The organism is Cohnella cellulosilytica, from assembly GCF_042431195.1.
GTDB classification, from domain to species: domain Bacteria; phylum Bacillota; class Bacilli; order Paenibacillales; family Paenibacillaceae; genus Cohnella; species Cohnella cellulosilytica.
Window position 1 is genome coordinate 62,021 of the sequence record NZ_JBHMDN010000028.1, and the last position, 26,033, is coordinate 88,053.

The 26,033-nt window shown below is 57.3% G+C and carries 32 protein-coding genes; 4 read left to right on the forward strand and 28 right to left on the reverse strand.

Features of this window, described 5'->3' with window-relative positions:
- Positions 1-92: 92 nt before the first annotated feature.
- From ACFFT4_RS19995 to ACFFT4_RS20035, 9 genes are all read right to left on the reverse strand, one after another.
- Positions 93-680 carry a lysophospholipid acyltransferase family protein gene (locus ACFFT4_RS19995; protein WP_378050580.1) on the reverse strand — a complete coding sequence of 196 codons (588 nt, stop codon included), beginning with the start codon at positions 678-680 and terminating at the stop codon, positions 93-95.
- Positions 681-683: 3 nt separating this feature from the next.
- Entirely contained in the window at positions 684-1,388 is a 705-nt protein-coding gene (gene cmk, locus ACFFT4_RS20000) for a (d)CMP kinase (RefSeq protein ID WP_378050581.1), read from the reverse strand.
- A 132-nt stretch (positions 1,389-1,520) separates the two neighbouring features.
- Positions 1,521-1,724, reverse strand: coding sequence for a diadenosine tetraphosphatase (locus ACFFT4_RS20005; RefSeq protein WP_378050582.1), 204 nt, complete (start codon positions 1,722-1,724; stop codon positions 1,521-1,523).
- 43 nt (positions 1,725-1,767) lie between these two features.
- Complete coding sequence (locus ACFFT4_RS20010; RefSeq protein WP_378050583.1) at positions 1,768-2,418, reverse strand: flagellar brake protein; 651 nt, start codon at positions 2,416-2,418, stop codon at positions 1,768-1,770.
- Between the two features lie 319 nt (positions 2,419-2,737).
- A complete protein-coding gene (ypeB, locus tag ACFFT4_RS20015) occupies positions 2,738-4,093 on the reverse strand; it encodes a germination protein YpeB (protein ID WP_378050584.1) in 1,356 nt (451 codons plus the stop codon).
- A gap of 108 nt (positions 4,094-4,201) precedes the next feature.
- On the reverse strand, positions 4,202-4,360 hold the full coding sequence (locus ACFFT4_RS20020; protein WP_378050585.1) for a hypothetical protein: 159 nt from the start codon (positions 4,358-4,360) through the stop codon (positions 4,202-4,204).
- Between the two features lie 55 nt (positions 4,361-4,415).
- A complete protein-coding gene (prsW, locus tag ACFFT4_RS20025) occupies positions 4,416-5,111 on the reverse strand; it encodes a glutamic-type intramembrane protease PrsW (protein WP_378050586.1) in 696 nt (231 codons plus the stop codon).
- A 170-nt stretch (positions 5,112-5,281) separates the two neighbouring features.
- Complete coding sequence (locus ACFFT4_RS20030) at positions 5,282-5,881, reverse strand: genetic competence negative regulator (RefSeq protein WP_378050587.1); 600 nt, start codon at positions 5,879-5,881, stop codon at positions 5,282-5,284.
- 190 nt (positions 5,882-6,071) lie between these two features.
- Positions 6,072-6,440: a hypothetical protein gene (locus ACFFT4_RS20035; RefSeq protein ID WP_378050588.1), complete on the reverse strand. Its 369-nt coding sequence runs from the start codon at positions 6,438-6,440 to the stop codon at positions 6,072-6,074.
- 145 nt (positions 6,441-6,585) lie between these two features.
- Here ACFFT4_RS20035 and ACFFT4_RS20040 point away from each other — a divergent pair, with 145 nt between their 5' ends.
- Positions 6,586-7,464 (forward strand): polysaccharide deacetylase family protein, encoded by an 879-nt coding sequence (locus ACFFT4_RS20040; RefSeq protein ID WP_378050589.1) that lies wholly within the window; start codon positions 6,586-6,588, stop codon positions 7,462-7,464.
- A gap of 11 nt (positions 7,465-7,475) precedes the next feature.
- On the opposite strand, the gene ACFFT4_RS20045 is transcribed toward ACFFT4_RS20040, so the two are convergent.
- Positions 7,476-7,775 carry a hypothetical protein gene (locus ACFFT4_RS20045; protein WP_378050590.1) on the reverse strand — a complete coding sequence of 100 codons (300 nt, stop codon included), beginning with the start codon at positions 7,773-7,775 and terminating at the stop codon, positions 7,476-7,478.
- Positions 7,772-8,368, reverse strand: coding sequence for a CPBP family intramembrane glutamic endopeptidase (locus ACFFT4_RS20050; RefSeq protein ID WP_378050591.1), 597 nt, complete (start codon positions 8,366-8,368; stop codon positions 7,772-7,774). Before ACFFT4_RS20050 ends, ACFFT4_RS20045 begins: the two co-directional genes overlap by 4 nt.
- Before the next feature lie 102 nt (positions 8,369-8,470).
- Here ACFFT4_RS20050 and ACFFT4_RS20055 point away from each other — a divergent pair, with 102 nt between their 5' ends.
- Together ACFFT4_RS20055 and serA are read left to right on the forward strand one after the other, a co-directional pair.
- Positions 8,471-9,391 (forward strand): hypothetical protein, encoded by a 921-nt coding sequence (locus ACFFT4_RS20055; RefSeq protein ID WP_378050592.1) that lies wholly within the window; start codon positions 8,471-8,473, stop codon positions 9,389-9,391.
- A gap of 222 nt (positions 9,392-9,613) precedes the next feature.
- The gene (gene serA / locus ACFFT4_RS20060; protein ID WP_378050593.1) at positions 9,614-11,206 is read left to right on the forward strand and encodes a phosphoglycerate dehydrogenase; all 1,593 of its coding nucleotides are present in this window, start codon (positions 9,614-9,616) and stop codon (positions 11,204-11,206) included.
- A gap of 205 nt (positions 11,207-11,411) precedes the next feature.
- Here serA and lepB read toward each other — a convergent pair whose 3' ends face one another.
- On the reverse strand, positions 11,412-12,047 hold the full coding sequence (gene lepB / locus ACFFT4_RS20065; RefSeq protein ID WP_378050594.1) for a signal peptidase I: 636 nt from the start codon (positions 12,045-12,047) through the stop codon (positions 11,412-11,414).
- A gap of 1 nt (position 12,048) precedes the next feature.
- On the opposite strand from lepB, the gene ACFFT4_RS20070 reads away from it, so the two are divergent.
- The gene (locus tag ACFFT4_RS20070) at positions 12,049-12,204 is read left to right on the forward strand and encodes an IS3 family transposase (protein WP_378050595.1); all 156 of its coding nucleotides are present in this window, start codon (positions 12,049-12,051) and stop codon (positions 12,202-12,204) included.
- 94 nt (positions 12,205-12,298) lie between these two features.
- Here the strand turns inward: ACFFT4_RS20070 and ACFFT4_RS20075 are convergent, their stop codons facing one another.
- From ACFFT4_RS20075 to ribH, 16 genes are all read right to left on the reverse strand, one after another.
- Positions 12,299-13,747, reverse strand: a complete 1,449-nt coding sequence (locus ACFFT4_RS20075) for an ATP-binding protein (RefSeq protein ID WP_378050596.1) — start codon at positions 13,745-13,747, stop codon at positions 12,299-12,301.
- A 3-nt stretch (positions 13,748-13,750) separates the two neighbouring features.
- Entirely contained in the window at positions 13,751-14,464 is a 714-nt protein-coding gene (locus ACFFT4_RS20080) for a response regulator transcription factor (protein WP_378050597.1), read from the reverse strand.
- Between the two features lie 42 nt (positions 14,465-14,506).
- Entirely contained in the window at positions 14,507-15,769 is a 1,263-nt protein-coding gene (gene ccsA, locus ACFFT4_RS20085; protein ID WP_378050598.1) for a cytochrome c biogenesis protein CcsA, read from the reverse strand.
- On the reverse strand, positions 15,766-17,481 hold the full coding sequence (gene resB / locus ACFFT4_RS20090) for a cytochrome c biogenesis protein ResB (RefSeq protein ID WP_378050599.1): 1,716 nt from the start codon (positions 17,479-17,481) through the stop codon (positions 15,766-15,768). Before resB ends, ccsA begins: the two co-directional genes overlap by 4 nt.
- Before the next feature lie 23 nt (positions 17,482-17,504).
- Entirely contained in the window at positions 17,505-18,038 is a 534-nt protein-coding gene (locus ACFFT4_RS20095; RefSeq protein ID WP_378050600.1) for a redoxin domain-containing protein, read from the reverse strand.
- A gap of 182 nt (positions 18,039-18,220) precedes the next feature.
- Complete coding sequence (locus tag ACFFT4_RS20100) at positions 18,221-18,814, reverse strand: class F sortase (protein ID WP_378050601.1); 594 nt, start codon at positions 18,812-18,814, stop codon at positions 18,221-18,223.
- Positions 18,815-18,945: 131 nt separating this feature from the next.
- Positions 18,946-19,332 (reverse strand): hypothetical protein, encoded by a 387-nt coding sequence (locus ACFFT4_RS20105; protein WP_378050602.1) that lies wholly within the window; start codon positions 19,330-19,332, stop codon positions 18,946-18,948.
- A 145-nt stretch (positions 19,333-19,477) separates the two neighbouring features.
- The gene (locus ACFFT4_RS20110) at positions 19,478-20,212 is read right to left on the reverse strand and encodes a pseudouridine synthase (protein WP_378050603.1); all 735 of its coding nucleotides are present in this window, start codon (positions 20,210-20,212) and stop codon (positions 19,478-19,480) included.
- A gap of 19 nt (positions 20,213-20,231) precedes the next feature.
- Complete coding sequence (locus ACFFT4_RS20115) at positions 20,232-20,771, reverse strand: spore maturation protein (protein ID WP_378050604.1); 540 nt, start codon at positions 20,769-20,771, stop codon at positions 20,232-20,234.
- A gap of 5 nt (positions 20,772-20,776) precedes the next feature.
- Complete coding sequence (locus ACFFT4_RS20120) at positions 20,777-21,436, reverse strand: nucleoside recognition domain-containing protein (RefSeq protein WP_378050605.1); 660 nt, start codon at positions 21,434-21,436, stop codon at positions 20,777-20,779.
- Positions 21,437-21,440: 4 nt separating this feature from the next.
- Positions 21,441-22,631: a D-alanyl-D-alanine carboxypeptidase family protein gene (locus ACFFT4_RS20125; protein ID WP_378050606.1), complete on the reverse strand. Its 1,191-nt coding sequence runs from the start codon at positions 22,629-22,631 to the stop codon at positions 21,441-21,443.
- 165 nt (positions 22,632-22,796) lie between these two features.
- Positions 22,797-23,276: a GerW family sporulation protein gene (ytfJ, locus tag ACFFT4_RS20130; protein ID WP_378050607.1), complete on the reverse strand. Its 480-nt coding sequence runs from the start codon at positions 23,274-23,276 to the stop codon at positions 22,797-22,799.
- A gap of 88 nt (positions 23,277-23,364) precedes the next feature.
- Entirely contained in the window at positions 23,365-24,057 is a 693-nt protein-coding gene (locus tag ACFFT4_RS20135; RefSeq protein WP_378050608.1) for a DUF2953 domain-containing protein, read from the reverse strand.
- A gap of 70 nt (positions 24,058-24,127) precedes the next feature.
- The gene (gene scpB, locus ACFFT4_RS20140) at positions 24,128-24,745 is read right to left on the reverse strand and encodes an SMC-Scp complex subunit ScpB (RefSeq protein WP_378050609.1); all 618 of its coding nucleotides are present in this window, start codon (positions 24,743-24,745) and stop codon (positions 24,128-24,130) included.
- Positions 24,714-25,505: a segregation and condensation protein A gene (locus ACFFT4_RS20145; protein WP_378050610.1), complete on the reverse strand. Its 792-nt coding sequence runs from the start codon at positions 25,503-25,505 to the stop codon at positions 24,714-24,716. The genes scpB and ACFFT4_RS20145 overlap by 32 nt, the downstream gene beginning before the upstream one ends.
- A gap of 57 nt (positions 25,506-25,562) precedes the next feature.
- Complete coding sequence (ribH, locus tag ACFFT4_RS20150) at positions 25,563-26,033, reverse strand: 6,7-dimethyl-8-ribityllumazine synthase (RefSeq protein ID WP_378050611.1); 471 nt, start codon at positions 26,031-26,033, stop codon at positions 25,563-25,565.

Below are 26,033 nucleotides of genomic sequence, written 5' to 3' on the forward strand. Positions count from 1 at the left end.
CGCCGCGCGGCGCTTAAATCTTACTTACCCGAAAACATGAGAACCAAATAATGCCTTTAGTATGAGGGTTTCCTGCAAGAAACATGCATCCGTCAGGATGCCGGCCTTCCCGTCTTCATCATTTCCTTGATTCGGGACATGATCAACTCGGTCGCTTCCTCCATGCTTTCGGTCGTGCCTTGCTCCGCGTAAGGCGCCAGATCGATCGGAGCCCCGTATACCGCGTACATCTTGCGGAAAATACGATACTTCCCGACCAAGGCGACCGGTACGACGAGCGCTTTGGCGCGGACCGCCATCGTAACGGCTCCCCGCTTGCCCATGCCGACCGTCTCGTTGCGCGTGCCTTCCGGGAAAATCCCCATCACATTGCCGCCTTGCAGCAGCGTGATCGCCGTGCGAATCGCTTCCTTGCTCACGCCCCCGCGCTTGACGGGGAACGCGCCTACCGCCCGGATCAACGATCCGAAGAGCGGAATGCGGAACAGCTCTTCCTTGGCCATATAATGAACTTTGCGGGGCACCCATACCCCCAAAGTGATGGGATCTTGCAAGCTTCTGTGATTGCTGCACAGCACGACGGGACCTTCGCGGGGAATGTTCTCGACTCCCCTGGCCTCCAATCGATAGAGCAGCCCGTACAGGACCCGGAGAATGGCCCTTGCGATCCGGTATAACATAGTCTACTTCTCCTCCGCCGAAATGGTTCGTGCCGCGGCAAGTCCCCATTGCACGATTTGTTCCGCCACCTCGTCCGCCGTCATGCCGGTCGAGTCCAGCAGGCGGGCGTCCGCGGCTTGGAGGAGAGGCGCGATGGCCCTCTCTCGGTCGAGCCGGTCGCGTTCCGCGATTTCCCGTTCCAGTTGATTCAGCGTAATCTCCGTTCCCGGCTCCAATTCGCGGAACCGCCGCGTCGCCCGTTCTCTCGGGGATGCGGTGAGAAACACCTTCAATTCGGCATCGGGCAGCACGTGGGTGCCGATGTCCCTGCCGTCCATGACGACGCCCTTGCCTTGAGCCATGCGGCGCTGCAGCTCGGCCATTCGCGAGCGAACCCGCGGCAGCCTGGCCACGAAAGAAACGTTGCGGTTGATCTCCAGCGATCTGAGCAGCGCGGTGACGTTCTCGCCGTTCACGCGAACCTGCTGCGCCTCGTCCCCCGGGAGAAGCGCGATGTCCAGTCCGTCCGCCAGGCGGCCGACAGCCGCATCGTCGTCCGTCGACAATCCGGATTCAAGCACCTTCAGCGTAACCGCCCGGTACATCGCTCCCGTATCTATGTAGACATATTGAAGGGCGCTTGCCACCTTGCGGGCCACCGTGCTCTTGCCGGCACCCGCGGGCCCGTCGATCGCGATATTGATCCGATGAATGTGAGATTCGTTCATGAGCGAACAACTAGCCTCCTACATGCCGACAACAAGAAACAACCTTGCGTTCAAAAAATAAGGCAGGCTGAGCCTGCATGGATCGAGAAAATTATACCACAGGGCCTCATTCTATGCAAAAAAACAAGACGATCATCGCGACTGATTCCGGTAGGGAACCCCCTCCGTACGGTCCGTTGTCGTCAGCCACTGCCGGATTCCCGGAAATTGCAACGCCAATTGGGACGCGATCAGCAGCACGACAAGCGCCTTGATTCCTGCGACGATCCATCTTTCCGCGCGGTCCGACCACGCCGTAAAATCGGCAGGCTCGGACCCTTTCCGTTCAGCCGCCATTTCCTCAATCCTCCAGATCCGCTTCAGGGGCGACGCGTTCCGGTTATTCCCTCCGCAGCTCCAATTGGCGCTCGAAGCAGTAACGAACGATCTTCTGCTGGTCGGATTCGGTAATATTCGCAAACCGCAGCATGACCAAATGCCTGTCCGGTTCGATCGGAAGCACCCTTACCACTTCTCCTTCGAAATGGGCGTGCGCGATCGAGGCGCCCCTATAGTTTAATAATAACCAACAAGTGAGAAGGACATTCGGCTCCAGCGGCCATTTGCGCTCGCAGAGGAAGGACACTCCCCCTCCGCCCAAATCTTCGGTAACGGCCACGAAACGCATCTTGTCTCCGAGTTTGACGGCAATCTCCAGATTGGTTTCCACCCGCAGAAAGCGGCGTCGTTGATCCTTCGTGATCTGTTCGGGGTCGGGCTTGCGGATGGCGACGAGGGAGACCGATTCCTTGCGATACCCCTCGACGGTAGTCTCAAACAGATGCTTGACTCCGTCCTGGGTAAAATAATAAACCTGCAGACGCTCCCCCACGCTCGTTCTGTATAAACGGCGGTTGCTCTCGTTCAGGGGAATCTCGATGTAAATGTTCGAGTCGTCCTCGTCCGCCACGCGGGAGCGAAGCGTCACGGGCTCGGCATCAGAGTCGGATTCGGTCTGTATGTACATCATTTGATTGATTTTCGGCAGCACCCATAACCCTCCACGTAGGCATGTTCGGAGAAAATTCGTTCGCGTACTGCCATATTATAACACGGGCGCGGAATTTCGGGAATGACGAAGAAGCCGTCCCGCAAGCTGACCAAGCTGCTTGATAAAGAAAATCGATGAACAAGGTGCAAGGGGGATGTACCTCCTTCCGGTGCCATACGCTCCTGAAATGGGAAGGGTTAACCCGTTAATCGGTGATTTCAGAAGCGTATGAGGCATTCTCCAGGAGGTGCATCCCCCTTCTTTGCATATCGATCATCTTAAGCCGTTGTTCTTACGGGACAGCCCCGTCGCGCCGCGCTCATTGGTAAAGCGTCTTCTCCGCGTCCGCGATCTGTTCGATATTTTCCTCCAGCCCGGTGTCCGCGTTCAAATAAATCCGGTAGCGGTGGTCGTTTACTCTGCCCACGAACTCATGGCACAGCGTCGGCTCCCGCATGTCGTTCTCGATAACGGCCAGCGAGTGGTTTTCGATTCGGAAATCGGGATTAAGCCCTTTCTGCGCCTGTTCCTTCGTCAGCTTGGGCTTGCCGGGGGTCAGCAGCTTCGGGGCGAACACGTGATCTCGAGCTTGCAGACCGACCACCTCGCCGTTGTCCAGCGCCACCCGCACCGTCACCTTATCCGGATAAATCTTCACTCCGTCGATCGTGCCAGCATAGGTGAACACGGCGACGTGGTCGTATTCGTCGTACGCGATCGGCGTCATGTTTTTGTAGCCGTGCCTGACCAGAAATTGGGAGCCCTTGTTGCGCGCGGTATCGAAGTTGATTTTACGCGATTTGACGTCCCGCGGATTCATGAACCAGAGCAAGTGTCCGCCCTTGCGCGTATAATCGAGCTGGATCGACGCGCCTTCGCTCCCTTTGACGGACACCGTGAACGCGGCCATTTCCGTCTCCCCGCCGTCCTCGCTGACGTTGACTTCGCCGCCCCTGGCCTGCGGTCCCAGAAATTCGAGCGCTTTGCGCTTGATCTCCTCCGGCGTCATCTGCTTGCCTTCCAGTCCGGCCGTACTCAGCTCGCGGTCGGTCGACATCGCCGAAGGCCCCCAATCCGACTCCGGATAAGCGCCCATCTGCTTGTCCATCGCCTTGAAGCCGTCGATGATCGTATTGTCGTTCGGCCCGTTCTCGCTGGCCATCGCGACCTCCACGTCCATCCAGCGCAGCCGGTCCTGAATGACCGCGTCCTGGACTTTGCCCAACTCCTGGTTAATTGAATCGGAGGTCTGGTACAGCGATTTCATCAGCTTCATTTCATCGGACGACAGCGGCTGCTTCGTCAGATCGCGGACAGCCGTCCGATAAGCAAAGTTGGAAATCCGCGACAGAAATTGCTCGGCCTTGTTGAACGGCAGCAGCGCGAGCGGAAGCTGGTTGATCTCGTTCTGCGCCTGGCTCGTCAATCTCCAGACGTTGACGAGCCCTTTGCGCTGCATCCCGTGGGACGCCGAGGATACGGCCAGCGTCTCGCCAAGCTGGTCGTGCAGCCGCCCCATATGGTGGCTCAAGTCGTGAAACGCGCGCTGATACTGGTTTTCCGCCTTGATCAAAATCGAATTTTTCTCCTGGTGCTCCTGATAACCCCAGACGATGGCTCCAACGAACAGAAGCGTCGCGATCGGGAACATAATGGAACTCAATCGTGCATACATGCGAAGCCGACCCCTTTCATTCCCACAAATGTGATGCCGTTATTTTGGGAAGATGAGCCTCACATTATGCGCGGGCCGCCGAAACGCAAAGAAGAGGAAGCCGCCCCGTCATACGAGCGCTTCCTCTTCGATCTCGAAATCTTCCGCGTTGCTGCACAGACACATCTTAAACCCGGTGTCTACCTTTCCCCGTTCCCTGCGTCCGCGCAAAACGAATTTTTCATGGCACCGATTGCACCGAATGGTCACCTTCAGCCGCTGCGACATCGGGCATCCTCTCCTTCATACCGGATATTCCCTTTCTCCAGTATGAACCGATCGGCTAAAATTTAACCTCTTCCTCCCGCTTAAGAAAGCGGAACGGAGACACCGCGTTGGCGCTGTTCACCATTCTCATGCCGATAAACCACAGCAGGAACATGAACGGAACGGCCATCCACAGCCAGGTCGGCGGAAACGTAAGCAGCATAAAATCGTAAAACCCGTGCCATACGACCGGAATGAGCAAAGCCAGCCACAGATGAACCTTGACGCGCTTGCCGACGGAAAACTTGGCCTTGCCCAGCGAGTAGCCCATCAGCACGCCGAACAAGGCATGTCCCGAAACCGGCAGCAAAGCCCGCATGAACAGCGTTCCGAAGGTAGCCGGCTGCAGGAAGGCGTACAGCACGTTCTCCAGCGTGGCGAAGCCGAGCGAGACGGCTACGGCGTACACGATTCCGTCGTAAGGCTCGTCGAATTCCGTATGGTTATAAATAATATGATACAGCACGAACCATTTGAAAAACTCTTCCACGCCGGACGAGATAAGAAAGGAATAAAGGAAGGGCGATTCTCCCCACCAGAGCACAAGGCTCCTCTGCACGATCATAATCGGGAGCACGATCAGCACGCCGAACATGAACATTTTCAGCACGATCGGGATCGGTTCGGTGTCGTAGCGGTCCTTCCAGTAGAAATACGCCAATAACGCGAAGCCGGGCACAATCGCCGCCGCCAGTACCGACACAAGCAGCATTCCGCTGTCGTCCCCCTTTCCTTCCCTTTATTATAACAGCAAAAAGAACCTAGTAAAAAAAGAACTTTTAGTGAATTTGGATGAATTTTCGCGAAAACGCACGCCACGACAAAAAGAGCCGCCGGCAGCCGCCGACAACTCCTTCGTCGCTCCAATATTCCGCGTGCGGATCAGTTCGAGAAGTGCTCCGCCAATACCCGAATCGCATTGGATTCGATGACCAGCTTCCCGTACTCCTCCAGCACGGCAGGCGTAATCGAAGTCGCTTCCCCATACTCCGCAAGCACGGCGATCAAGGCATGGTAGCTCGAGCTCTCCAGACCGGCGGGGTCGAAGACGAGCACCCACTGGTTCTGGTAGCGGTACATTCTGCCTTCTTCCGTCAGCCGTCCGGCCAGCGTCTTCGAGGCGCCGATCGCGTCTTCGATGTCCTTGAAGCGATATATGATGGCTTCGCTCTGTTCAAGCGTCACTTCGAGTTCGTATACTTCCTCTTCGTCTTCGCCCGCGGACTCGGCGTCCCGCTCCAGCTTGCCGCGGGTGACGATCACGACCATTCCCTGCGCAGGCATGGCGAACACTTCTACGGCAAGCGGCCCAGACGCGTCGAATCCGAGCTCGTTGTACGCCTGATCCATCATTTCGCTGAACAACTCGTGCACTTTGGGAATTTCGCGCCACATGTCTTCCTTCTGGATCCCGCGCTCCGTCAAATCGTCGAACGTGAGGAAAATCCGAATCTTGTCTTGGCTAAGCCGCTCCATCCTCATGACAGGATCCTCCTTCTGCCGGTGATAACAGCTTATGATTAAGCATATAATGCGTGAATGAAACTTACTTGACAACATGTTATCATTTCTCCGGCGGAAATGCACTAGGGAAAACCCTCGAATCACAAAAAAACGGCATCGTTCCCCCTTCCCGCGGGAGAACGATGCCGTCGGCAATCGACGGGCTGTCTTAATTATGCGGATGCGAATGCCCGTTCTCTTTCAAAATTTCCTCGACCTCCCGGCCGACTTCGGCGTCCTGCGAGATCAGATTGCGGATCTGCTCCATTCCGCCTTCGCCGCCGTCGCGGGCGCGCGAAGCGGAACGTTCGTCATGCGAGGAACGATGCTCGTCGCGATGCTCGCCGATGCGGCGGAAGCTGCTCGCAAACTTCATGTTCATCGCCTTCTCGACGGCGTCGTCCTTCATGCCGAGCATGCGCTTCTTGACGTTCTCTCCCATGGCCGCGGCGGCCGAGGACATCCTGCGATTGCGCTGAACCCATACGGCCAGCGCCGCGCCGGCCAATCCGCCCATTACGAAAGCCCCTATTTTCAACCTTGCCACCTCCTTGTTGCTCTTAGTGTGGCTTCGTCCGTCCCGCGCATGCTCGTCAAAATAAGGAAAGCGGCCGCTGTCGAAGCCCGGCCGTTTTATGATACAATCGTACAAGCCAACGAACGACAAACGGAGGAATTCCAACATGAATCGACGACTGATTGCGACTTGCACTTCACTGCTGCTGCTCGGAGCGCTGACCTCGGCCTGCAGCGGCGCCTCGACGCCCGATGCGTCCGCTTCCCCCGAGGCTTCCCCGCCGGCCTCCGCCGCGACCGAGAGCGCCTCTCCGCCCGCTTCGTCCGAAGCGCCGCCGACGGAATCCGCCGCCTCCCGGGAGCCTGAGGAAAGCACCGAGCCTGAACAGGCCGAACCGGAGAAAACGTATAAAATGAACAAAAATTATTTTATCGTCCCCATCGACAAAGAGAAGACCGACAACAAAGTGGTGCTGCTGACGTTCGACGACGGACCGAAAGCGCCGGAAACGCTCGATCCTCTGCTCGATACGCTGGACAAGCACCACGCCAAAGCGATCTTCTTCGTGAACGGCTATCGGGTCAAGGCCAATCCCGAGCTGCTGAAAGAGATCGACGAGCGCGGCCAGGTGATCGGCAACCATTCCTGGGACCACATCGAGCTCAAGAAGGAATCGGCTCCGAAGATCAAGGAGCAGATCGAGAGCGTGCAGGAGATCGTCAAGGATCTTACCGGCAAAGCTCCGATTTTCTTCCGTCCTCCCCACGCGTCCTCGAACGATTCCGTTCGCCAGGTCGCCAAGGACAACGGCCTGCTGTTCATGACCTGGTCGAACGGCTCGCTGGACTGGGATATGGGCAAAGTCGCCGAGGACAAGCGGCCGCAAGCGATCATCGACAACGTCATGGAGCAGCTGCATCCGGGCAGCAACATTCTGATGCACGAGCTGCCTTGGACGGGCAAAGCGCTGGACGACCTGCTGACGCAGCTCGAAGACAAAGGCTATTCGTTCGTCGACCCGAACGCGATCGACACCGAATTGTGACGCCGGGGCGGCTACGGGGCAATCTGCTGATGCTGCCCCCACCAGAGCAAGCCGGCCACGAGCAGGGCGAACAGGACGACCAACGTCAAATAAAACCATTTCGAGAGCTGGCTTCGTTTGACGGGATGGACTTCGGCCCGCGGGGGCATGCCGGTCTCCGGTATGCCCGCGCTCGCCGCGGCCTGGGCGATCGCCTCCTCCAATTGATCCATCGTTAAAGGCTCTCCCGAATCCTCTGCGGCGAACGCGGCTTTCTTGGCCGACACGTAGCGGTCCCATGCCGACAAGGAGGACGCCTGGTCTTCCTTCATTTCTCTTCCCTCCGAAAACGTATAATGCATCCCATAATAAAATCCACCAGGAAATGCGCCGTTATCGGCGCCCATAACGTCCCCGTCCCGTCCATGATCCAGCCCAGCCCGTAGCTGATCGCGAACACCATTCCGGTCGGAATCCAGTGGCGCAGGTAACGAACGTGGATCGCCGCAAACAGAATGCTGGTCCAGTAAGCGCCGAACGCATGCTGAATCGCTCCGCGGAACAGCAGCTCCTCGCACACCGCCACGACGAAGGAGATCGCCGCGATGTGCCATACCGGCCGGGTTCTGAAAATCCGCTCGTTAACCCCCCCGTCGTCGGACGCCTCCTCGGGCACAAACCGGGAAATGGACAAGTCGAACAGCAGCACGAGCGCCGCCAATCCCGCCCCCCACAGCGCGAATTCGTACGTTCGCGGAAAAATAAGCAGCTCCAGAGGGTTTCTCCGCTGAAATAAAATCCACACGATTCCGATAATAAGGGTAAGCGCCTGAGTAAAGTACAAATTGGCCAGCAGCATCCGGTCATTTAATTGATCGACCGTTACTTTGCGAATCTTGATGTTGCGAATGTCGAATTTTCTCATGGTTCCTCGATTTATGTAAAATTTTGTATGTTCAAGCTTCACGATTTTTTCTATACTAGGACTACTCAACTACAAAGAAACGTTAATTTAAAGGAGCCACCGATGGAAAAGCGTCTAAACCGTTCTGATCTTATGTTCTCCCTAGCCTTCCTGCTCATGCTCGTTATCGCGATCGGCGCTTTTTTCTACGGAGTCAAAGTCGGCACCGACCGCGCCGAGGCGGGCCGCGCACCCGAGGCGGCCGTCGAGGCGGCCGCTTCGCCGGAGCCGAACGCTTATCAACAGCAAGACCTGGTTTCCTTCTATCATACCGTATTTTTGTCCTATCGTGAATTTCATAACGATTGGCTGGATACCCGGAACAAGTGGTTGGGCGATTCGACCTCCGATCGCTCGGCGACGCTCAAGCAGCTCTCCAAATCCGCCAAGCGTAAATACGACGAAATCAAAGGGGTTTATGTTGCGCCGATCTCCCCGCAGTTAAAGGCAGCGCAGACGGACTACCTGAAAAGCCTGAAGCTGTTCGAGGAGGGCTTCGCCGAGCTGGCCGCGAAAGCGAACGAAGGCTCGGCGCAGGCGACGCTCGACGCGATCGACGCCAACTCGTATTACAAGGAAGCGCTGAAGTTCTCGCTGAGCGCGCAGCAGGATTACTTCGGCTCGATGCTCAAATGGGCGGAATCCGTTAACGCGGACATCCCGGCCGGCGTCGAGAATCAGGACGTCATCTCGATCGCGCAATGGAAAAGCTTGCCGCTTATCGTCAAGCTGAAGGCTTCTTCCGATTATATGAGCGAGCAGGCGGTTCTGACCGACTACCTGCCCCACGATCTGACCGCCAAGGTCGATCAGTTCATCGTCTCCGGGCAGGCGGACAAAAGAAAAATCAAAAGCTTCAACGCCGTGGCGGACTTGCTGATCAGCACCGAAGCGGTGACGAGCGGTTACTTCAACGAAGTAAAAGCGAGGTTTTACGCGAACGAACAGCTTCCTCAATTGCCGTTTTTTTCGTCGGGAAAATAGTTTTTTAGCCCTTTAACGCTATACAGCGTCAATTGTCTCATATTCGCCATTGCATTTGTCCGCCCTATTGCTATAAAATAGGAAAGGCAATTGAATCAAGCTCGGAAAAAGAGAGTTCAAGCAGTGACCTTGCGGAGTCACCCTCTACGCACCGTTAATCCGCCCCTAGCGGAGGATCGGCGGTTGAGGGTGTTTTCTATATTTCGAAGGAGGGTTTCCACAATGTTTAAAGTACTTGTATCGGATCCGATCAGCGATTTGGGCATCTCGCTCCTGGTCGAAGCGTCCGACATCGCCATCGACAAGAAGACCGGCCTGAGCGAGGACGAACTGGTCGCCATTATCGGCGAATACGACGCCCTGCTCGTTCGCAGCCAGACGCGCGTAACGGAGCGCATCATGAATGCCGCCAAGCAGCTTAAGGTAATCGGGCGCGCCGGCGTCGGCGTCGACAACATCGACCTGGAGGCCGCCACGAAGCGCGGCATTATCGTCATCAACGCGCCGGACGGGAACACGATTACGACCTGCGAGCACACCTTCGCCATGATGATGGCCGTCGCCCGCCACATTCCGCAAGCGTACTTGAAGACGGTCGGCGGCGAATGGGACCGCAAATCGTTCGTTGGCGTCGAGCTGCGCAACAAGACGCTTGGCGTGCTCGGCATGGGCCGGATCGGCAGCGAGGTTGCCGCCCGCGCCAAGGCGTTCGGCATGAACGTGCTCGGCTTCGATCCGTTCCTGACCGAAGAGCGCGCGGACAAGATGGGCGTGCGCAAAGCGTCGGTGGACGAGATCATCGCAGAAGCGGACTTCATCACCGTGCATACTCCGCTTACGCCGGAAACCCGGCATATGATCGGCAAGGACCAATTCGCCAAAATCAAGCCCGGCGTGCGCATCGTCAACTGCGCGCGCGGCGGCATCATCGACGAGCAGGCGCTTGTCGAAGCGATCGACGCGGGCAAGGTGGCGGGAGCGGCGTTCGACGTGTTCGAGGAGGAGCCGCCGGCTCCGGACCATCCGTTCCTCAAGCATCCGAAAATTATCGTAACGCCTCACCTCGGCGCTTCCACGATCGAAGCGCAAGAGAACGTCGCCATCGACGTCTCGGAGCAGCTGCTGCACATTCTGCGCAACGAGCCGTTCAAAAACGCGGTCAACATGCCGCCGGTTCCGGCTGACGTCATGAACAAGCTGGAGCCGTACTTCCAGCTCGGCAAGAAACTGGGCAGCTTCGCGGCGCAGATCGCCGACGGTGCGGTCAAAGAAATCTCCGTTACCTACGCCGGCGAGCTGGCGGACGTGGACACGCAGCCGCTGACCCGCAGAGTCGTGGAAGGCGTGCTCGCCTACCACCTCGGCTCGGATCAAGTCAACATCGTGAACGCGATGCATCTGGCGAAGAACCGCGGAGTCAACATCGTCGTCACGAAATCCCATGCGACCAAAGGGTTTACGAACCAGGTGAGCGTATCGCTGCGCACGGACAAGGAAGAGCGTCTCGTCGCAGGCACGCTGCTGAACGGCTTCGGCCCCCGCATTACGCAGGTCGACAAGTTCCCGGTCGACGTCGAGCCGCAAGGCCATATTCTGCTCATCTCGCATGACGACAAGCCGGGCCTGATCGGCCGCGTAGGCACGCTGCTCGGCACGAGAGACATCAACATCGCCACGATGCAGGTCGGACGCAAAATCGTCGGCGGCGAAGCCGTCATGGTGCTGGGCGTCGACAAAGGCGTCACCAAGGAAGTGCTGGCCGAAATTTCCGCGCTTCCGGATTTGAACAACGCCAAGGAAGTTCATTTGTATTAATTATTGAAGTACTTTGTCGAGGTGCTGCCGCCTCGGAGTGACATGCTGGCAGCGGCGCAAATCTATGGCAGCATGTCGTGATAAGCATGGGACGTGGATGAGTAATCCTTCATCGCTATGAAGGATTACTCATCCACGTCCCTTTGCTTTTCAAGTGTCTTATCGATGGTCTTTATCACGAAGGTCGCAAAACTGACTTCTTAATTTAATTTTTGTAGCCTACTACTTTGCCAATAATATTCTCCTCTGCAATCGGGCCAATAATAATACTATCCACTGCTTGCATTCGATTGTCTCCCACCAAAAAAACCTTTCCCTCGGAAATGAACTGCTCATTTATATTTTCGCTTTCAACGATTTGAATCAAATTTTGAAGGTTTTCTTTTTCATTGTCCGACAATTCAGGGTTCTTGAGCCTTTTCCTCAGATCTTTCCCGTCATTGTTCATATCCTTTCCATAGAAAGTATCAAGTTTGTTTCCATTAATAAAAATCTGTCCCTGTTTCATACTTATTTTTTCGCCTCTTAGACCTATTACTCGCAAAATCTGTCTCTGCTCAAGTGCGGGGTACTGCAACAAAATATCCTCCGGATACGAAAAATAAACCACATCTCCGCGTTGAATATTTCCATTTCGATAGTACTCGGTGTCTACTACCAAATCCTTGTCCGAATAAATCTCCAGACCCAGCATAGCATCATTCAAGATCCGAACTATAACATTGCTATCTGTGGGTTCAATATATTGGAGCTTTGATTCTGTGTTTGGATCTTGGATAACTTCATTTTGACATCCAATAATTGAAAATGCTACGATAAAAATTATAATTATTCTCCACATATTGACTCCGTTAAGAAAATTTTATTTCATAAACACCACATTTATATGCGAGCTTACACAGGCTATTGACGAATATATTAACTTTTATAACTATAAACGACTACAAAAACGACTAAACGGCCTTAACCCAATGAAATATAGGGCCAATGCCGCCTAATCATCTTTATTATTTCTAGTGTTCGCCCGGCGAAGCGCACTTCAGTTTATTTATTGGGGATATAGATATAACCGGCTAAAACGATTATTTCCATCTATGCGTTCCTTGCGCTATCCCCGCTTAATCCCGACTTTACGGGCAGCAAAATCGTAAACGTCGTGCCCGCGCCCGGTTCGCTGGCTACGCTGATCGTTCCGCCGTGCGCGACGATGAGATTTTTGGCGATGGCCAGCCCCAGTCCGGTTCCCCCGGTGCGCTTGCGCGCCTTGTCCGCCTTGTAGAAGCGTTCGAACACGTAGGGCAAATCTTCGTAAGGAATGCCCTGCCCCTGATCGATCACCTTAAGCTCCAGCCATTCGCCCTTCACCGCCGCCAGGCGTCCGGCCTCCAGCGCGATCGACGACCCCGCGGGCGTATGCCGCAGCGCGTTGTCCATCAGGTTCGTCAGCACCTGCTCCAGCCGGTCCGCGTCGCCCGCCTCCAGCGTCAGCGTCGGATCGTCGGCCAACTTCGTCAGCTTGATCTGCCGCTCCTTGGCCAAGGCGGCGAACTTCCGATACACCCGGGACACGAGCGCGTTAACGTCGACCGGCTGAAAATTCATTTCCAGGTACCCGGCTTCCATCCTCGCCAGATCGAGCAAATCCTTGACCAGCCGTCCCATGCGCAGCGATTCGTCGTGAATGACCTGCACCAGCTCCCGGCGCTCGTCCGGAGTGGATGCGATGTCGTCCATCAACGCCTCGCTGTAGCCTTGAACCATCGACAGTGGCGTACGGATTTCGTGCGAGACGTTGGCGACGAAATCCTTCCGCATCTTGTCGACGCGGAACTCCTCCGTCACGTCGCGCAGCACCGCAACGGCCCCGCGCACGGACTCGGTGGAGACGAGCGGCGTCATGACGACCGACCAGACGCCGCTTTTGACATGGATTTTAACGGTCGTTTCCTTCCCGCTTGCGACAACATGATGAAACGTCTCGCGCAGCGGCCCGGGAACCGAGACGCTCCGCTCCTGCGCCTCCTCGTCCTCCTCCGCCCAATCGACCGTCTGCCAATCGTCCAGCAGCTGCTGGCCCTGCGGATTCGTCAGAATGACTTCCCCCTCGGAATCGAAGGAGATAACCGAGTCCGTCATGCTGCGGAGCACGCTGCTCAAGTGATCCCGCTCGTGCTGAATGTCCCGGATCAGCGTATGCAGCTCGGAGGCCATCTGGTTAAACGTATTCGCCAGCTCTCCGATTTCGTCGGAAGAACGAATCGCCACCCGCGTCGTATAGTCTCCTTGCGCGACCCGGTTGGCCGCGTCCTTCATTTCGCGCAGCGGGTTCGTAATTTTCGTCAGCAGGAAAAAGGCGAAAAAGGTCGTGAGCAGAAACCCGACAATACCGGAGTAGATGAACAAATGCTTGATCATAACCGGGTTGGCAAACTTGATATCGATATATTCGAGCAAAAAGAAACCGATGGTGACAATGACGACGCCGACCAGGCCCATGATCGTCAGCCACATTTTGCCGACAACGGTTCTCAGAATAGCCATCCGTTACTTCGTCGCCTCCAGCTTGTACCCTACGCCCCATACCGTCGTAATCATCGCCGCGGCCTCCGCCGAGACGCGATTGAGTTTCTCCCGCAGCCGCTTGACATGGGTATCGACCGTTCGCAAATCGCCGAAGAAATCGTAGTTCCAAACGTCCTTCAGCAGCTCCTCGCGGGAAAACACCTTGTCCGGCGTGCTGGCCAAGTAATGCAGCAGCTCATACTCCTTCGGCGTCAGGTTCACTTCCTGGCCGCTGGCGGTTACCCGGTGCGCGTCGTGCTCGATGACCAGGTGCGGGAACACGATGTTGTTGCTCGTATTCAGCTCCTTCGACAGGAACGCCGTGGCGGAAGCGCGGCGCAGAATCGCCTTGATCCGGAAGATCACTTCGCGGGGGCTGAACGGCTTGACGACGTAATCGTCGGCCCCGACCTCGAACCCCTGCACGCGGTTGACCTCCTCGCCCTTGGCCGTCAGCATAAGCACGGGGGTCGCCTTCTGCTGGCGCAGGCGGGAGCACACTTCGATGCCGTCGATCCCGGGAAGCATCAGGTCGAGCACGATCAGATCGAAATCTTCCTCTTGCGCTTTGCGCAGGGCGGTCTCCCCGTCCTCCGCCTCTTCGATCTCGTAGCCCTCTTTTTCCAGATACATCTTCAGCAAACGGCGAATGCGCTCCTCGTCGTCCACGACCAAAATTCGACTTCCCGTATTCATGCGTCAACGCTCCTCTCAGCTCTTATACCTCTACGTGCCCCATTATACCCCGGCATACGAATGCAATCCAGCGATGACGAGGTTGACGCCGACCAGCGTAAACATGACGACGAGGAAGCCGATGACGGCCAGCCAAGCCGATCTTGTTCCCTGCCAGCCCCGCGACAGGCGCAGATGCAGATAGGCGCTGTAGAACAGCCAGGTGATGAGCGCCCACACTTCCTTCGGGTCCCATCCCCAGAACCTGGACCAGGCGATCTCCGCCCAGATCATCGCGAAGATCAGCGCCCCGAGCGTAAACACGGGGAAGCCGATCGCGATGGCCCGGTAGCTGATCTCCTCCAGATCGTCCGGATCGATGTCCGACAGATGCGGGTTGATCGCCGCCGTCAGCTTCTTGCGCGCGATCAGCCGCAGCAGGCCGTACAGCAGCGAGCCCGCGATGACGGACCAAATAACCGTGTTCAGCTTGCGGCCCGCGTTCACCCCGTTCATCCAGCTCGGCGCTTCGAACAGCGGCTGCTTGATTCCGATGAACGATTGGAACGATACGGTCTCGCTGTTGTAAGGCGCCACGATCGGCGGCAAGGTGTATTTCACCTCGCCTACGCTCGTAAGCGCGTTGCCGGCGTCGTCGATCGTCACCGTCTCCTGCTTGAAGTTCGCTTCGTATCCCGCGCCGCGGAAGGCGAATACGGCAACGATAAAGCCGACCAGCACGATGATGACGTACAACGAAAACTCCGTCCAGAACTGCGCCCGGCGGCCCGCCTTGTCCGTGCGGGAGAAGTCGACGACGCGAATCAGCTGCACGAGCGCCGCCGCGAAGCCGATCGCGAAGAACGCTTCGCCGGACGCGGCCATCGTGACGTGGATTTTCAGCCAGATGCTCTGCAGCGGCGGAATAAGAGGCTGAACCTCGGACGGGAATACCGACGCATAGGCGATAATGATGATGACAAGCGGCAGCGTGAACGCGCCGAGCATCATGTTGCGATAAATCGCGTAAATGACGATAAACGCGAACATAATCGCCATGCCGAGGAACGTCATGAACTCGTACATGTTGCTCGTCGGAATATGGCCGCCCCCGTACCAGCGGGTGAAGAAAAACGTCAGATGGGCCAGCCAGCCGACGGCCGCGAGCCCGAAGGCGATTTTGCCCCAGCGGGCCGTATGCTCCGCCGGCTTGCGGTTGCTCCACTTCTTGCCTCCGACCGCGATCGCATAGCTGATGAAGGACGCGCAATACAGAAAAAAGGCTGCGATAAATGCATTACTGCTGAAGTCCAACCACCATTTCAACGTTCATTCCTCCTGTTATCGAGCGCCTTGGGGTCCACGGAAATCCCGGTTTTGCCCAGCGCTCCGGCAACGTCGGCCCTCAGGCCGTATGTGTTCTTGTTGGTATGCCCCCCGAGCGACAGCTTGCCGCCGTCAATTCGAAGCCATATCCGTCTGTGCTGCCAGTAAAAGCCCATGATCAGACCGATCATGGAGATGGCCGCGCCGATCCACACGTAAGGCATTGCTCTGTCCATGCGAATGTTCAAGTACGTGGTGTAAGCGGAATACTCGATATTGTTCATCTGCCCGTCGACGATCGGGTTCTCCACCTGAATGGAGAAGCGGCCCGAGCTGTCTCCGCGCTGCTTAAAGCTCTCGTTCAGAATGCTCTCGTAATATTTGCTTTTCTCGCTGGGCATCGGAAAGTAAATATACACTTCGCCTTTCTCCTGAACGTCCGGGCCCATGATGCGAAATACGAATGCCGGATTGTTCGGGTCCCGCGATTTCGTCATCGGCCGCGTCTGCTCGTCCAGACCGAAATCCGGGTAATAATCGACCAGCTTAAGCGTATACTCCCCGATCCGATATTCCTCGTCGGGATGGTCCATCCGCAAGTCGAAAGCGCCGATGGCGCTGTCGCCAGCGGTATCCTTTAACGTCGGATGCACCGATATGAAGCGCACCTTCTCCTGGAAGCTGTTCTGATAAACTTTCAGCCCCTTGTACGCCAGGGCGCTGTTCACGCGAATATCGTGCTGCTTGATCTCGGTCAGCACGGGCTCCCGGGTCGGATCGTCGCAGGCGTCCGTGCATTCGTAGAGGCGCGCCTTCGTCTCGTACAGCTTGGCGACCTTCGTGCCCTTCTGATTGCTCGCCAGCTCTTCGTCCGAATAATAGTCGATCGTGAACTTGTCGTTCTTCAAATAATAGTTCGTTCCCGGAATTTGCCGCGTCTCGCCCTCATAGAGGGTCAGATACTGGTCCATATGCCACGCCGGAATGCTCCGGCCGAGCACGGACAGCAGGAAGATGATCAGGCCGATATGGTTAATGTACGGTCCCCAGCGGCTGAACCGGTTTTTCTCCGCCAGCAGCGCCCCGTCCTCCCGCCAGACGCGATAGCGTCGGCGTTTCAGCTGCTGCGCGAAGCCGTCAAGCCACTGTTCCTCGCTCTGATCCTGCGCCAGGTCGCCCGAGTAGACGACATGCTGGCGGTTAATGAACTGCAGGTGCTTGCGAATCTGCTGCTTGGACAGCGCCCGGTAGAGCGGCAGCACCCGATCGAGGCTGCAGACGACGAGCGAGGTGCCGATCATGACCAGAAGCCCGATAAACCACCAGGATTCGTACGTTCTCGACAATCCGAGCGCATGGTAAACGACGCCGAACGTGCCGTACTGCTCCTTGTAGAAGGCGGTGAATTCGGAGCGCTCCGTCAGGTTGATGATCGTGCTCTCCTGCTGAAGAATCGTTCCGAACGCGGCTCCGATCAGCGTAATGACAATTAAGTAGACCGCAATTTTGACCGAGGAGAAAAAATTCCAGATCCGGTCGATGAGCTGCGGATTCGCTTTCTGCGATCTGCGGGCCACCCCGTCGTATCTCATCTCCAGCAGCGCGTTCTTATCCTGGAGCAGCGCTTCGTCGAGAGGTTTGCCGCAGGACTCGCACAAGACCGTTCCTACGGGATTCTGATGGCCGCATTCGCACTTGGTATTCTGAAACAACGGTTAGTCCTCCCTGACTGACGTCACGACTTCGTCTGAATGAGCCGTTCGATTCGCTTGTCGATCTCTTCCTCCGTCAGCACTCCGCCGATGACAACCTCCTGGATTTCCCCGGTCGGGGCGATGAAAAACGTCGTCGGGTACTGCTTCAGCCCGTACTTTCTTTCCGTCTTCTTGTCCTGGTCGAGCAGAATCGGAAAGCTGACGCCGATCTGGCGGATAAAGCTCTCCGCCGTCAGCTTGTCCTCGCTCAGGTTAATGCCGATCAGCTCCAGCCCCTGGTCCTTCCACTTGTCGTATTGGTGCTGCAGGGCGGGCATCTCGTTCCGGCAGGGCGGACAGAACGTTCCCCAGAAATTGATGATAAGAGGCTTGCCCTCGTAATCTTTCATATCGTGCACCCGGTTGCCCAGGTCGGCCAATCGGAAGCTCGGAGGCTTGTCGCCTTTCGCAAGGACAACGCTTTTCGAAAACAAAGAATTGCCGATCGCGAATCCTCCGATCAGGAGCACGACGGCTAATATCGCATATTGGACCGGTTTCCGATAACGTCCCATTCTCGTGTCAACACCACCTGAATTTCGGTTAATTCCATTGTATCGAATTGTTTACCCGGCATCAATCGGCCCCTTCCAGTATAAGTTGATTTTACGGGGTTTGGGGAAGTATCTTTGTCAAAATTGGTACAATTGCTCCCGAGCGCCTGCAGCCGCAAGCCGCGGCCGACAACCTCCCCCGATTACCCGATTCTTTTCGTGAATACGACGAGCCGCTCCAGATGCTCTCTTTTTTTCCGGCTGTACTTGCCCGAGCAAGTAATCAAATTCAAACGCGGCTCCTTCGTCGATCCGAATATTTTCCCGATGGGCGCGGCGTCCGTCGGATAGGTTTCCACGGCTTCCACCGCGAATTCGATCGCCTTCCCCCGCTCGTCCTTGACGATGACGATATCGCCCTTCGTTAAGGTTCTGAGCGAGAAAAAAACGGCAGGCCCGACGTAGCTGTCGACATGCCCGTCCATCACCGCGTTTCCGATCGCGCCGGGCAGCACTCCGTTGGAAAGGTAACCGACTTTGTCCGTGCTCTCCGGAACCCCCATTTGCCCGTTGTCCAGAACATGGACGGTTTCGATGTCGGCGTGAATATCGAGAGCGGGAATGAATAATCTGGCCGGGGCGATTCCGGACGGAGCCGGCTTAGGGCGCTGAATTTCCATTGGCGGAACGGCGCGGCTGCGAAGCGAAATCGCATCGTTCCGGGGCTGAATTATAGAGTCCTTCGTGCCCACGACGGCCAAGACCAGCAGCAATATGACGAATAACGCTTTTTTCATGGCTGTAAAGGGGGTTTCCATAAGAAAACGGAGGCGTACCGAACGATGATCAGGGCGTCTTTCGGAAGTTGACGCCCTTCTTTTCTCATCGATCATCTTGTACGCCCCGACTTATGGGACAGTCCCGTCTCCTACTCGGTTTGTTCGCTCGCGCCGCCGAAGCCCGTTTTGGGCATTTCGGTAATCTCTTTTGCCCTTAAGCTCTTGGAGTGAAGGCTCTTGGCGTGCAGCTTATGCGTATCGGATTTTGCATGCAGTCGATGCTCCTGTTTGGAGCGGGTATGCATTTTCTTCATATGCGCTTTTTCCCGATGCGTGTTGTGTTCATGCTTTTTCTCGACGGGAACTGCGGCGTAAGCGGCCGAGCTTGCCGAGAAGATGAGGGATGCGGATAAAATCGCAACGGCTATTTTTTTCATTTCTGTACCTCCCGTTTTTTTGTCGGGGTTCTTATCCCCTTGAATCAGGATGCCTCCAAATTCGAAAAGCATGACGAAAAAATCATTCCAAGAATGCAAGCAAAAAACGCCCTCTGCGCCCTTGGAACGGAGAAAACGTTCTTGTCGAAGACGATCTGAAAAAGGATAGTGAAAATCAATCCTCCCGAAACGTCAAAAAACCGTCGGAGTCCAACTCTCGACGGTTCGGGTCTATCGGATTTAATCAGGTTTGAACCGCATCCGCGATCTCGCGCAGCTTCGCCAGTTCCTCCACCGACAGCTTGCGATGCTTGCCGCGCTGCAAGCCGCCGAGCTGCAGCCCGCCGAAGGAAATGCGCTTCAGCCTCGTCACCGGATGGCGAATCGCTTCGAACATGCGCCGGACCTGGCGATTGCGGCCCTCGTGAATCGTAATGGCGATCGTGGCGTATTTCCCGTCGGGGTCGATATCGTGATACTCGACTTCCGCCGGGGCGGTCATGCCGTCGTCCAGCTTGATGCCCTTGGCCAGCTTCTCCAGCGCGTTGCCGTGCGGCACCCGCTCGACCGTGGCGTGATACGTCTTCGGCACGTGATGGCTCGGATGCGTAAGCTTGTGGGCCAGATCGCCGTCGTTCGTCAGCAGCAGCAGCCCTTCCGAATCGTAGTCCAGCCGTCCGACCGGATACAGCCTTTCCTTGACGTCCTTCAGGTAGTCGGTCACGACGCTCCGCCCTTTCGGGTCCGAGACGCTCGTAATGACTCCTTTCGGTTTATAAAACATCACATACACTTTCGCTTCCTTCTTGATCGGCTTGCCGGACACCGCAATCGTGTCCGCGGCCGGGTCGGCCTTGGCCCCGAGCTCGGTCACGACTTCGCCGTTAACCGTCACCTTGCCCGCCGTAATCAGTTCCTCGCATTTGCGTCTCGAAGCGACGCCCGCGTTCGCGAGAACCTTCTGCAATCTTTCCTCCACGACTTTCACCTCTCACCCATCATACCAAGCCGAACAATAACCAGCAAGCGGCGACGGCGGCGAAAAAGCCGACCAGGTCTGAGAACAGCCCGACCTTGAGCGCGTAGCGGGCGTTGCGGATGCCTACGGCTCCGAAGTAGACGGTCAGCACATACAGCGTCGTGTCGGTGCTTCCCTGGATCGCCGAAGCGACTCTGGCGGCGAACGAATCGGGGCCCTGCTCCTTGATCAGGTCGGTCACGAAGGCGAGCGAGCCGGCGCCGGTAATCGGCCGCAGCAGCGCCAGCGGCAGCACGTCGCTCGGAATGCCGATCAACTCCAGCGCGGGACGGATCACGCCGATAAGCGCGTCCAGCGCTCCCGAGGCCCGGAACATGCCGATCGCCGTCATCATCCCGACGAGATGGGGAATGATGCCGATCGCCGTTCCGAAGCCGTCCTTGGCGCCGTCGACGAACGTCTCGTAGACCGGCACTTTGCGCAGCGAAGCGTACAGCGGAATAAAAGCGATAAGTACGGGAATCGTCCAGGTCGAGACGATCTGGATTATCGAAATCAATGCGCTCAGCCCCCTCCGGAGGCCGCGGCCGGCGGAAGATCGGCGGCGGGCGCGGCGCCTTGTCCGTTCGCCCGGTATGCGGGCGGAAACTTGTTCCTGCGGCGGTACCATCTGTCGGCAAGAATGGCGGCGCCGGTCGAAATGATGGTGGCCAGCAACGTCGGCGCCACGATGTCCGCGGGATGAACGGCGCCGAAGTTCATCCGGATGGCAATGATCGTCGTCGGCACGAGCGTGATGCTGGCCGTATTCAGCGCCAGCAGCGTGCACATCGCCGGCGTGGCGACGGTCGGCTCGGGATTGAGCTTCTGGAGCTCCTGCATCGCCTTGATGCCCATCGGCGTCGCCGCGTTGCCCAAGCCGAGCAAATTCGCGCTCATATTCGATAAAATATAGCCCATTGCCGGGTGGTCGCCCGGCACGTCGGGAAACAGTCTTCTGACGACGGGAGCCAGCAGTGTCGACAGCTTGCGCACGAGCCCGGCCTCCTCGGCGATTCTCATCAGTCCCATCCAGAAGACGAGGATGCTGATCAGGCCAAGGCAGACGGTTACGCCCGTCTGCGCTCCGCCGAACGCCGCTTCCGCCACCTTCTCCATCTTGCCGTTGGCGGCGCCGTAAATGACGCTGAACACGATCATGCCCATCCAGATCCAGTTCACCATAGGTTTATGTCCCTCCTAGCAGCAGAGCTCTGAGAGCCGTTTGCAGCGCGGTCCCGAAGCCGGTTCGCGCGACGGCCGAGGTCGTCGTCGGGCGCTCGTCCTGCGGCTGCGCCTTCTCCGCCTGCCGTTCCCGCTCGGCGTCGGCCACCAGCGCGACCGCTCCAATCTGACGGCCGTCCAGCACGAAGCGAAGCTGTCCGCGGTAGCCGAGCCGATAGGGAACCGATTCGGGCTTCAGCGGCGCAAGATGGATTTCCAGCCGCTCCCGCTCCCCTTCGGCGAAAGGATACGCAAAACCCGCCGCCGTCTCGTAGGGGTAGTCCTTCAGCGGATCGCCCTGCTTGACGACGCGGGCAAGCGGGAAGCTCGCGAAGCCGTAATCGAGCAGCTTGGCGTGATCGTCCCAATCCTCGCGGTCGTTGAGCGTAACGGCGACGAGCTGCTGCCCGTCCCGCGTCGCGGAGCTGACCAGCGTCCGCAGCGCCTGCTTCGTATAACCCGTCTTGACGCCGTCCGCTCCCTCGTACAGCCGCAGCATTTTATTTTTGTTGACCCATTTATAGTCCCAGGAATCGTTCGGATTGGGCGCGGTTCGCACCTCCGTCTTGACGATTTCCTTAAACTCCGGGTTGTGGAGCGCATATACGGTTAGCTTCGCCAGATCGTTCGCGGAGGAATAATGCCCCTGCTCGTCCAATCCGTGCGGGTTCATAAAATGGCTGTTCTCCAATCCCAGCTCCTCGGCTTTCTTGTTCATCAGAAACGCGAAGCCTTCGACGGAGCCGCCCACATGCTCGGCAATGGCCATCGCGGCGTCGTTGCCGGAGCGCAGCATCAGGCCGTACAGCGCGTCGCGCAGCGAGATGGTCTCGCCTTCCTTCAAATAAAGCGACGAGCCTTCCTTCCCCGCGGCCCGCTTGCTCACCTTCACCGTATCGTCCAGATTGCCGTCTTCGATAGCGACGATGGCGGTCATAATCTTCGTCAGGCTGGCGATCTTCATCGGCTCGTCGCCGCGCTGGCTGAACAGAATTCTCCCCGACGCGACATCGGCCAGGGCGGCCGCCTGGGCGCCGTTCGAAGGCGGGCCGGGCGACTTGGCCTCCGCCGTGGCGGCCGGAACCCCGATAACGGCCAGGCAGACGAGCAACAACGGGAAATGTCGGGCTTGGATAAGACGAATCCAGTGCGGCATGCCGATCCTCCTCGGAAGTGACTGCCGCGCGCCGATCGGCGCGGGGCTTCATAAATCCATTTTATGTATGCATGTCCCAAAGTATGTGGAAGGATTGCGTCCGGGCACAGCCTTAAAAGCGCCAGCCTCCGAATTCGGAGACTGACGCCGAGAGGGGACCCGCTTTTACATCAGCGACGAATCGGCGGAGGTTTTCGTTTCGACCGTGCGAATCGTCTCCGTCGAATTCGGATTGCGCATAAAGGCGTGCTTGAGCTTGTCGACCCATTCCGGAGCGGCGTCGATCAGGCGCTCCAGCAGATGCGTCTGATTGTCCAGCGGCACGACCTTGACGCCGTGCGAGCCGACGACCAGGAAGGCGATCGGGGTAATCGACACGCCTCCGCCGCTGCCTCCCCCGAACGGAAGGGCGACCGATGCGTTATGCTCGTCTTGACCGCGATGATTCCCGGAATCGCCGGACATATCGTCCGTCGAAAACTCGCTTCCCCCCGCCGCAAAGCCGAAGCCCACTTTGGAGATCGGCATAATCACGCTGCCGTCCGGCGTCTGGACGGGTTCTCCAACTATCGTGTTGACGTCCACCATGTCCTTGATATTTTCCATGGCGGTCTGCATTAAGCCGTTAATCGGATGCTGAGACATCTTCAACTCCTCCTTTCGTGTACCTAATTTGCCCGAAACCCCGCCGCCTTTATGCGCCGTTCCCTGGTCTCTCCCCTGCCATCTTCCGTTAGCTCAAGCCTTCGTTGGGCGGGGTCAGCCAGCTGCGCCAGGCTCGAATCGCCTTGCGGATGCGCAGCGTTCTTGTGCCCAATTTAAGAACGGCCCATACGAACGTTCCCAGCCGAATGCGGAAATCCGCCTCCCAGACGGCCGTGAACTCGGCTGCGGCATAGTTCGGCGCCACTTCCCCGTGCGGGGAGGTGCGGAAGGTCACCCAGCGGCTGGCGACGCCCGAGGCGCAGCCGGACACCGTCCACAGCAGTCCCGTCAGCACCGCCGTAGACGGCGCGTCTCCGGTGCCGACGCGAAAGTCGAGCCGCCACCTTGTACACTCCACCTTTTTCAAAGTGCGTCTCGCCCATCTTTTGAACCGCTTCGTGGAAACGAGCACGGATCGATAAGCCCTTATGTACCGCATAACCGATTTTCTTCCCAAACGCCGCTTCGCTTTGTCCTGCTTTTCCCTGCCCGGCAGTCCGCCTTCCCGCTGCTCCCGGTACACGACGTTCCAGCCGCGAATTACGATGGAGGGAAGCAAAATCTGATAGTGAAAAAGACCGAACAAAGCCTGTACGATGACGACCAGTTGATCCAATTGGCCGCTGCGCGAGTAGCGGACGCGCACCTTGATTCGCGATACCGATGCCGCGACGAGTGCCGCCGCTGCGGCCGCCGAGGCGATCCAAAGCCAGAAGGCCATACCTCCCCCGCCTTTCTTAGGGGTAGTATGGCCTTCTGGCTTTGGATCATTCCCTGATTTATGCCAAATCTTAGTCCGTATCCAGCTCGCGGTCCAGATCCTCCAAGGAAAGCTGGCGGCCTTCGATGCGGTCGAACAGCAGCTTCGTTCTTTCCTCCAGCTCGTCGTCGCCGTCGGAAATCGTCGGCTCGGGCAGGCTCTGAATGCTGGCCAGGCCGAAATAATCGAGGAACGACTTGGTCGTTCCGTAAAGAATCGGCCGTCCGAGCGCGTCGGCTCTGCCCTTCTCCTCGATCAAATCCTTGTTCACCAGATGATGGAGCGGCCGATCGGCCTTCACTCCGCGAATTTCTTCAATCTCGATCCGGGTGATCGGCTGCCTGTAAGCGATAATCGCCAGCGTCTCGAGCGCCGCCTGGGAGAGCGACGAACGGGAAGGAGAGTACGCCAATTTCTCGAAATAAGGCGCGTGTTCGATCACCGTAGTGAGGCGATAACCTCCGGCGACTTCGGCGATCCGGATGCCGCGGTTTTTTTTGACGAATTCCTTCTGCAAATCCTTGAATACGTCGGCGACGACTTCCACGTCCGTCTCCACGACTTCCGCCGCCGTCTTCGCGCTGATCCCTTCGTCTCCGGATACGAACAGCAAGCCTTCAAGTACCGATTTCAATGTCGAGTAATTCATCGTTCTCTTCTCTCCCCGTCCACGACAACACGATTTCATCGAACAGCGCGGTTTGATGGCACGAAACCCATTTCCGCTTCATCAATTCCAGAATCGCCAGGAAGGTGACGACGATCTCCTCGCGGTCGTCCTCTTCTCTGAGCAGCTGGGAAAACAGCAGCTTCCCTTCGGTCGAGCGGTGCTTGAGCGTATGGATAATGTCGCGAATCCGATCCTTGACCGAAATCTCGTCCTTGCGAATCGAGGATACCCGGTTTCTTCCGGCCAGACGCCTCATCGCTTTCTGAAAAGCGCTCACCAGGTCGTTCACATGCAAGCCTTCCACCGGATTCGTTTTGATCGCCTTCTCGAACGGCGTCAGATCGGCGGGCTCGCGCGTATACACCTGGCTGCGGTCCCATTCCTTCTCTCTGAGCTGGCCGGCTACCGACTTGAACTTGCGGTATTCGATCAGCTTGCGGATCAGTTCCTCCCGCGGGTCGAGATCGTCGTCTTCGTCGACCGTCAGCCAAGGCTCTTCCGTTACCGGAGGCTTCGGCAGCAGCTGCCTGCTCTTCATGGAAAGCAGGGTCGCCGCCATAACGAGAAATTCGCTGGTAATGTCAAGCTCGAGCTCCTGCATGGCCGCCAAATATTCCATATATTGATCGGTAATCTCGCTGATCGATATATCCTGAATATCGATTTCCGCCTTGTCGATCAGGTGAAGCAGCAAATCGAGCGGACCTTCGAACGTCTCCAGCTTGTACAGCATTGCCACGCGGCTTTCTCCTCCTGCCTTCGCTCACGTTCCTGTTGCCTCTAAAATTAAATCTTATCAGCCCGAGATCGCCCGCGTCAAATTCGCCATCTCGATCGCCGTCGTCGCCGCGTCCCAGCCTTTGTTGCCGGCCTTCGTGCCCGCGCGCTCCACCGCCTGCTCGATGCTGTCGGTCGTCAGCACGCCGAAGATCGTCGGCACGCCCGTCTTCAGCGAAATGGCGGCTACGCCCTTGGCGACTTCGTTGCAGACGTAATCGAAGTGCGGCGTGGAGCCGCGGATAACCGCGCCCAGCGTAATGACTGCGTCGTATTTGCCGCTCTCGGCCAGCTTCTGGGCGATCAGCGGAATTTCGAACGCGCCGGGCACCCAGGCAATCTCGACCTCGTTGTCTTCCGCCCCATGGCGCTTGAGCGCGTCAAGCGCCCCGCCGAGCAGCTTGGACGAAATAAACTCGTTGAATCTTCCGACGACGACGGCATATTTTAACCCTTTGGATACCAAGTGACCTTCATATACGATAGACAT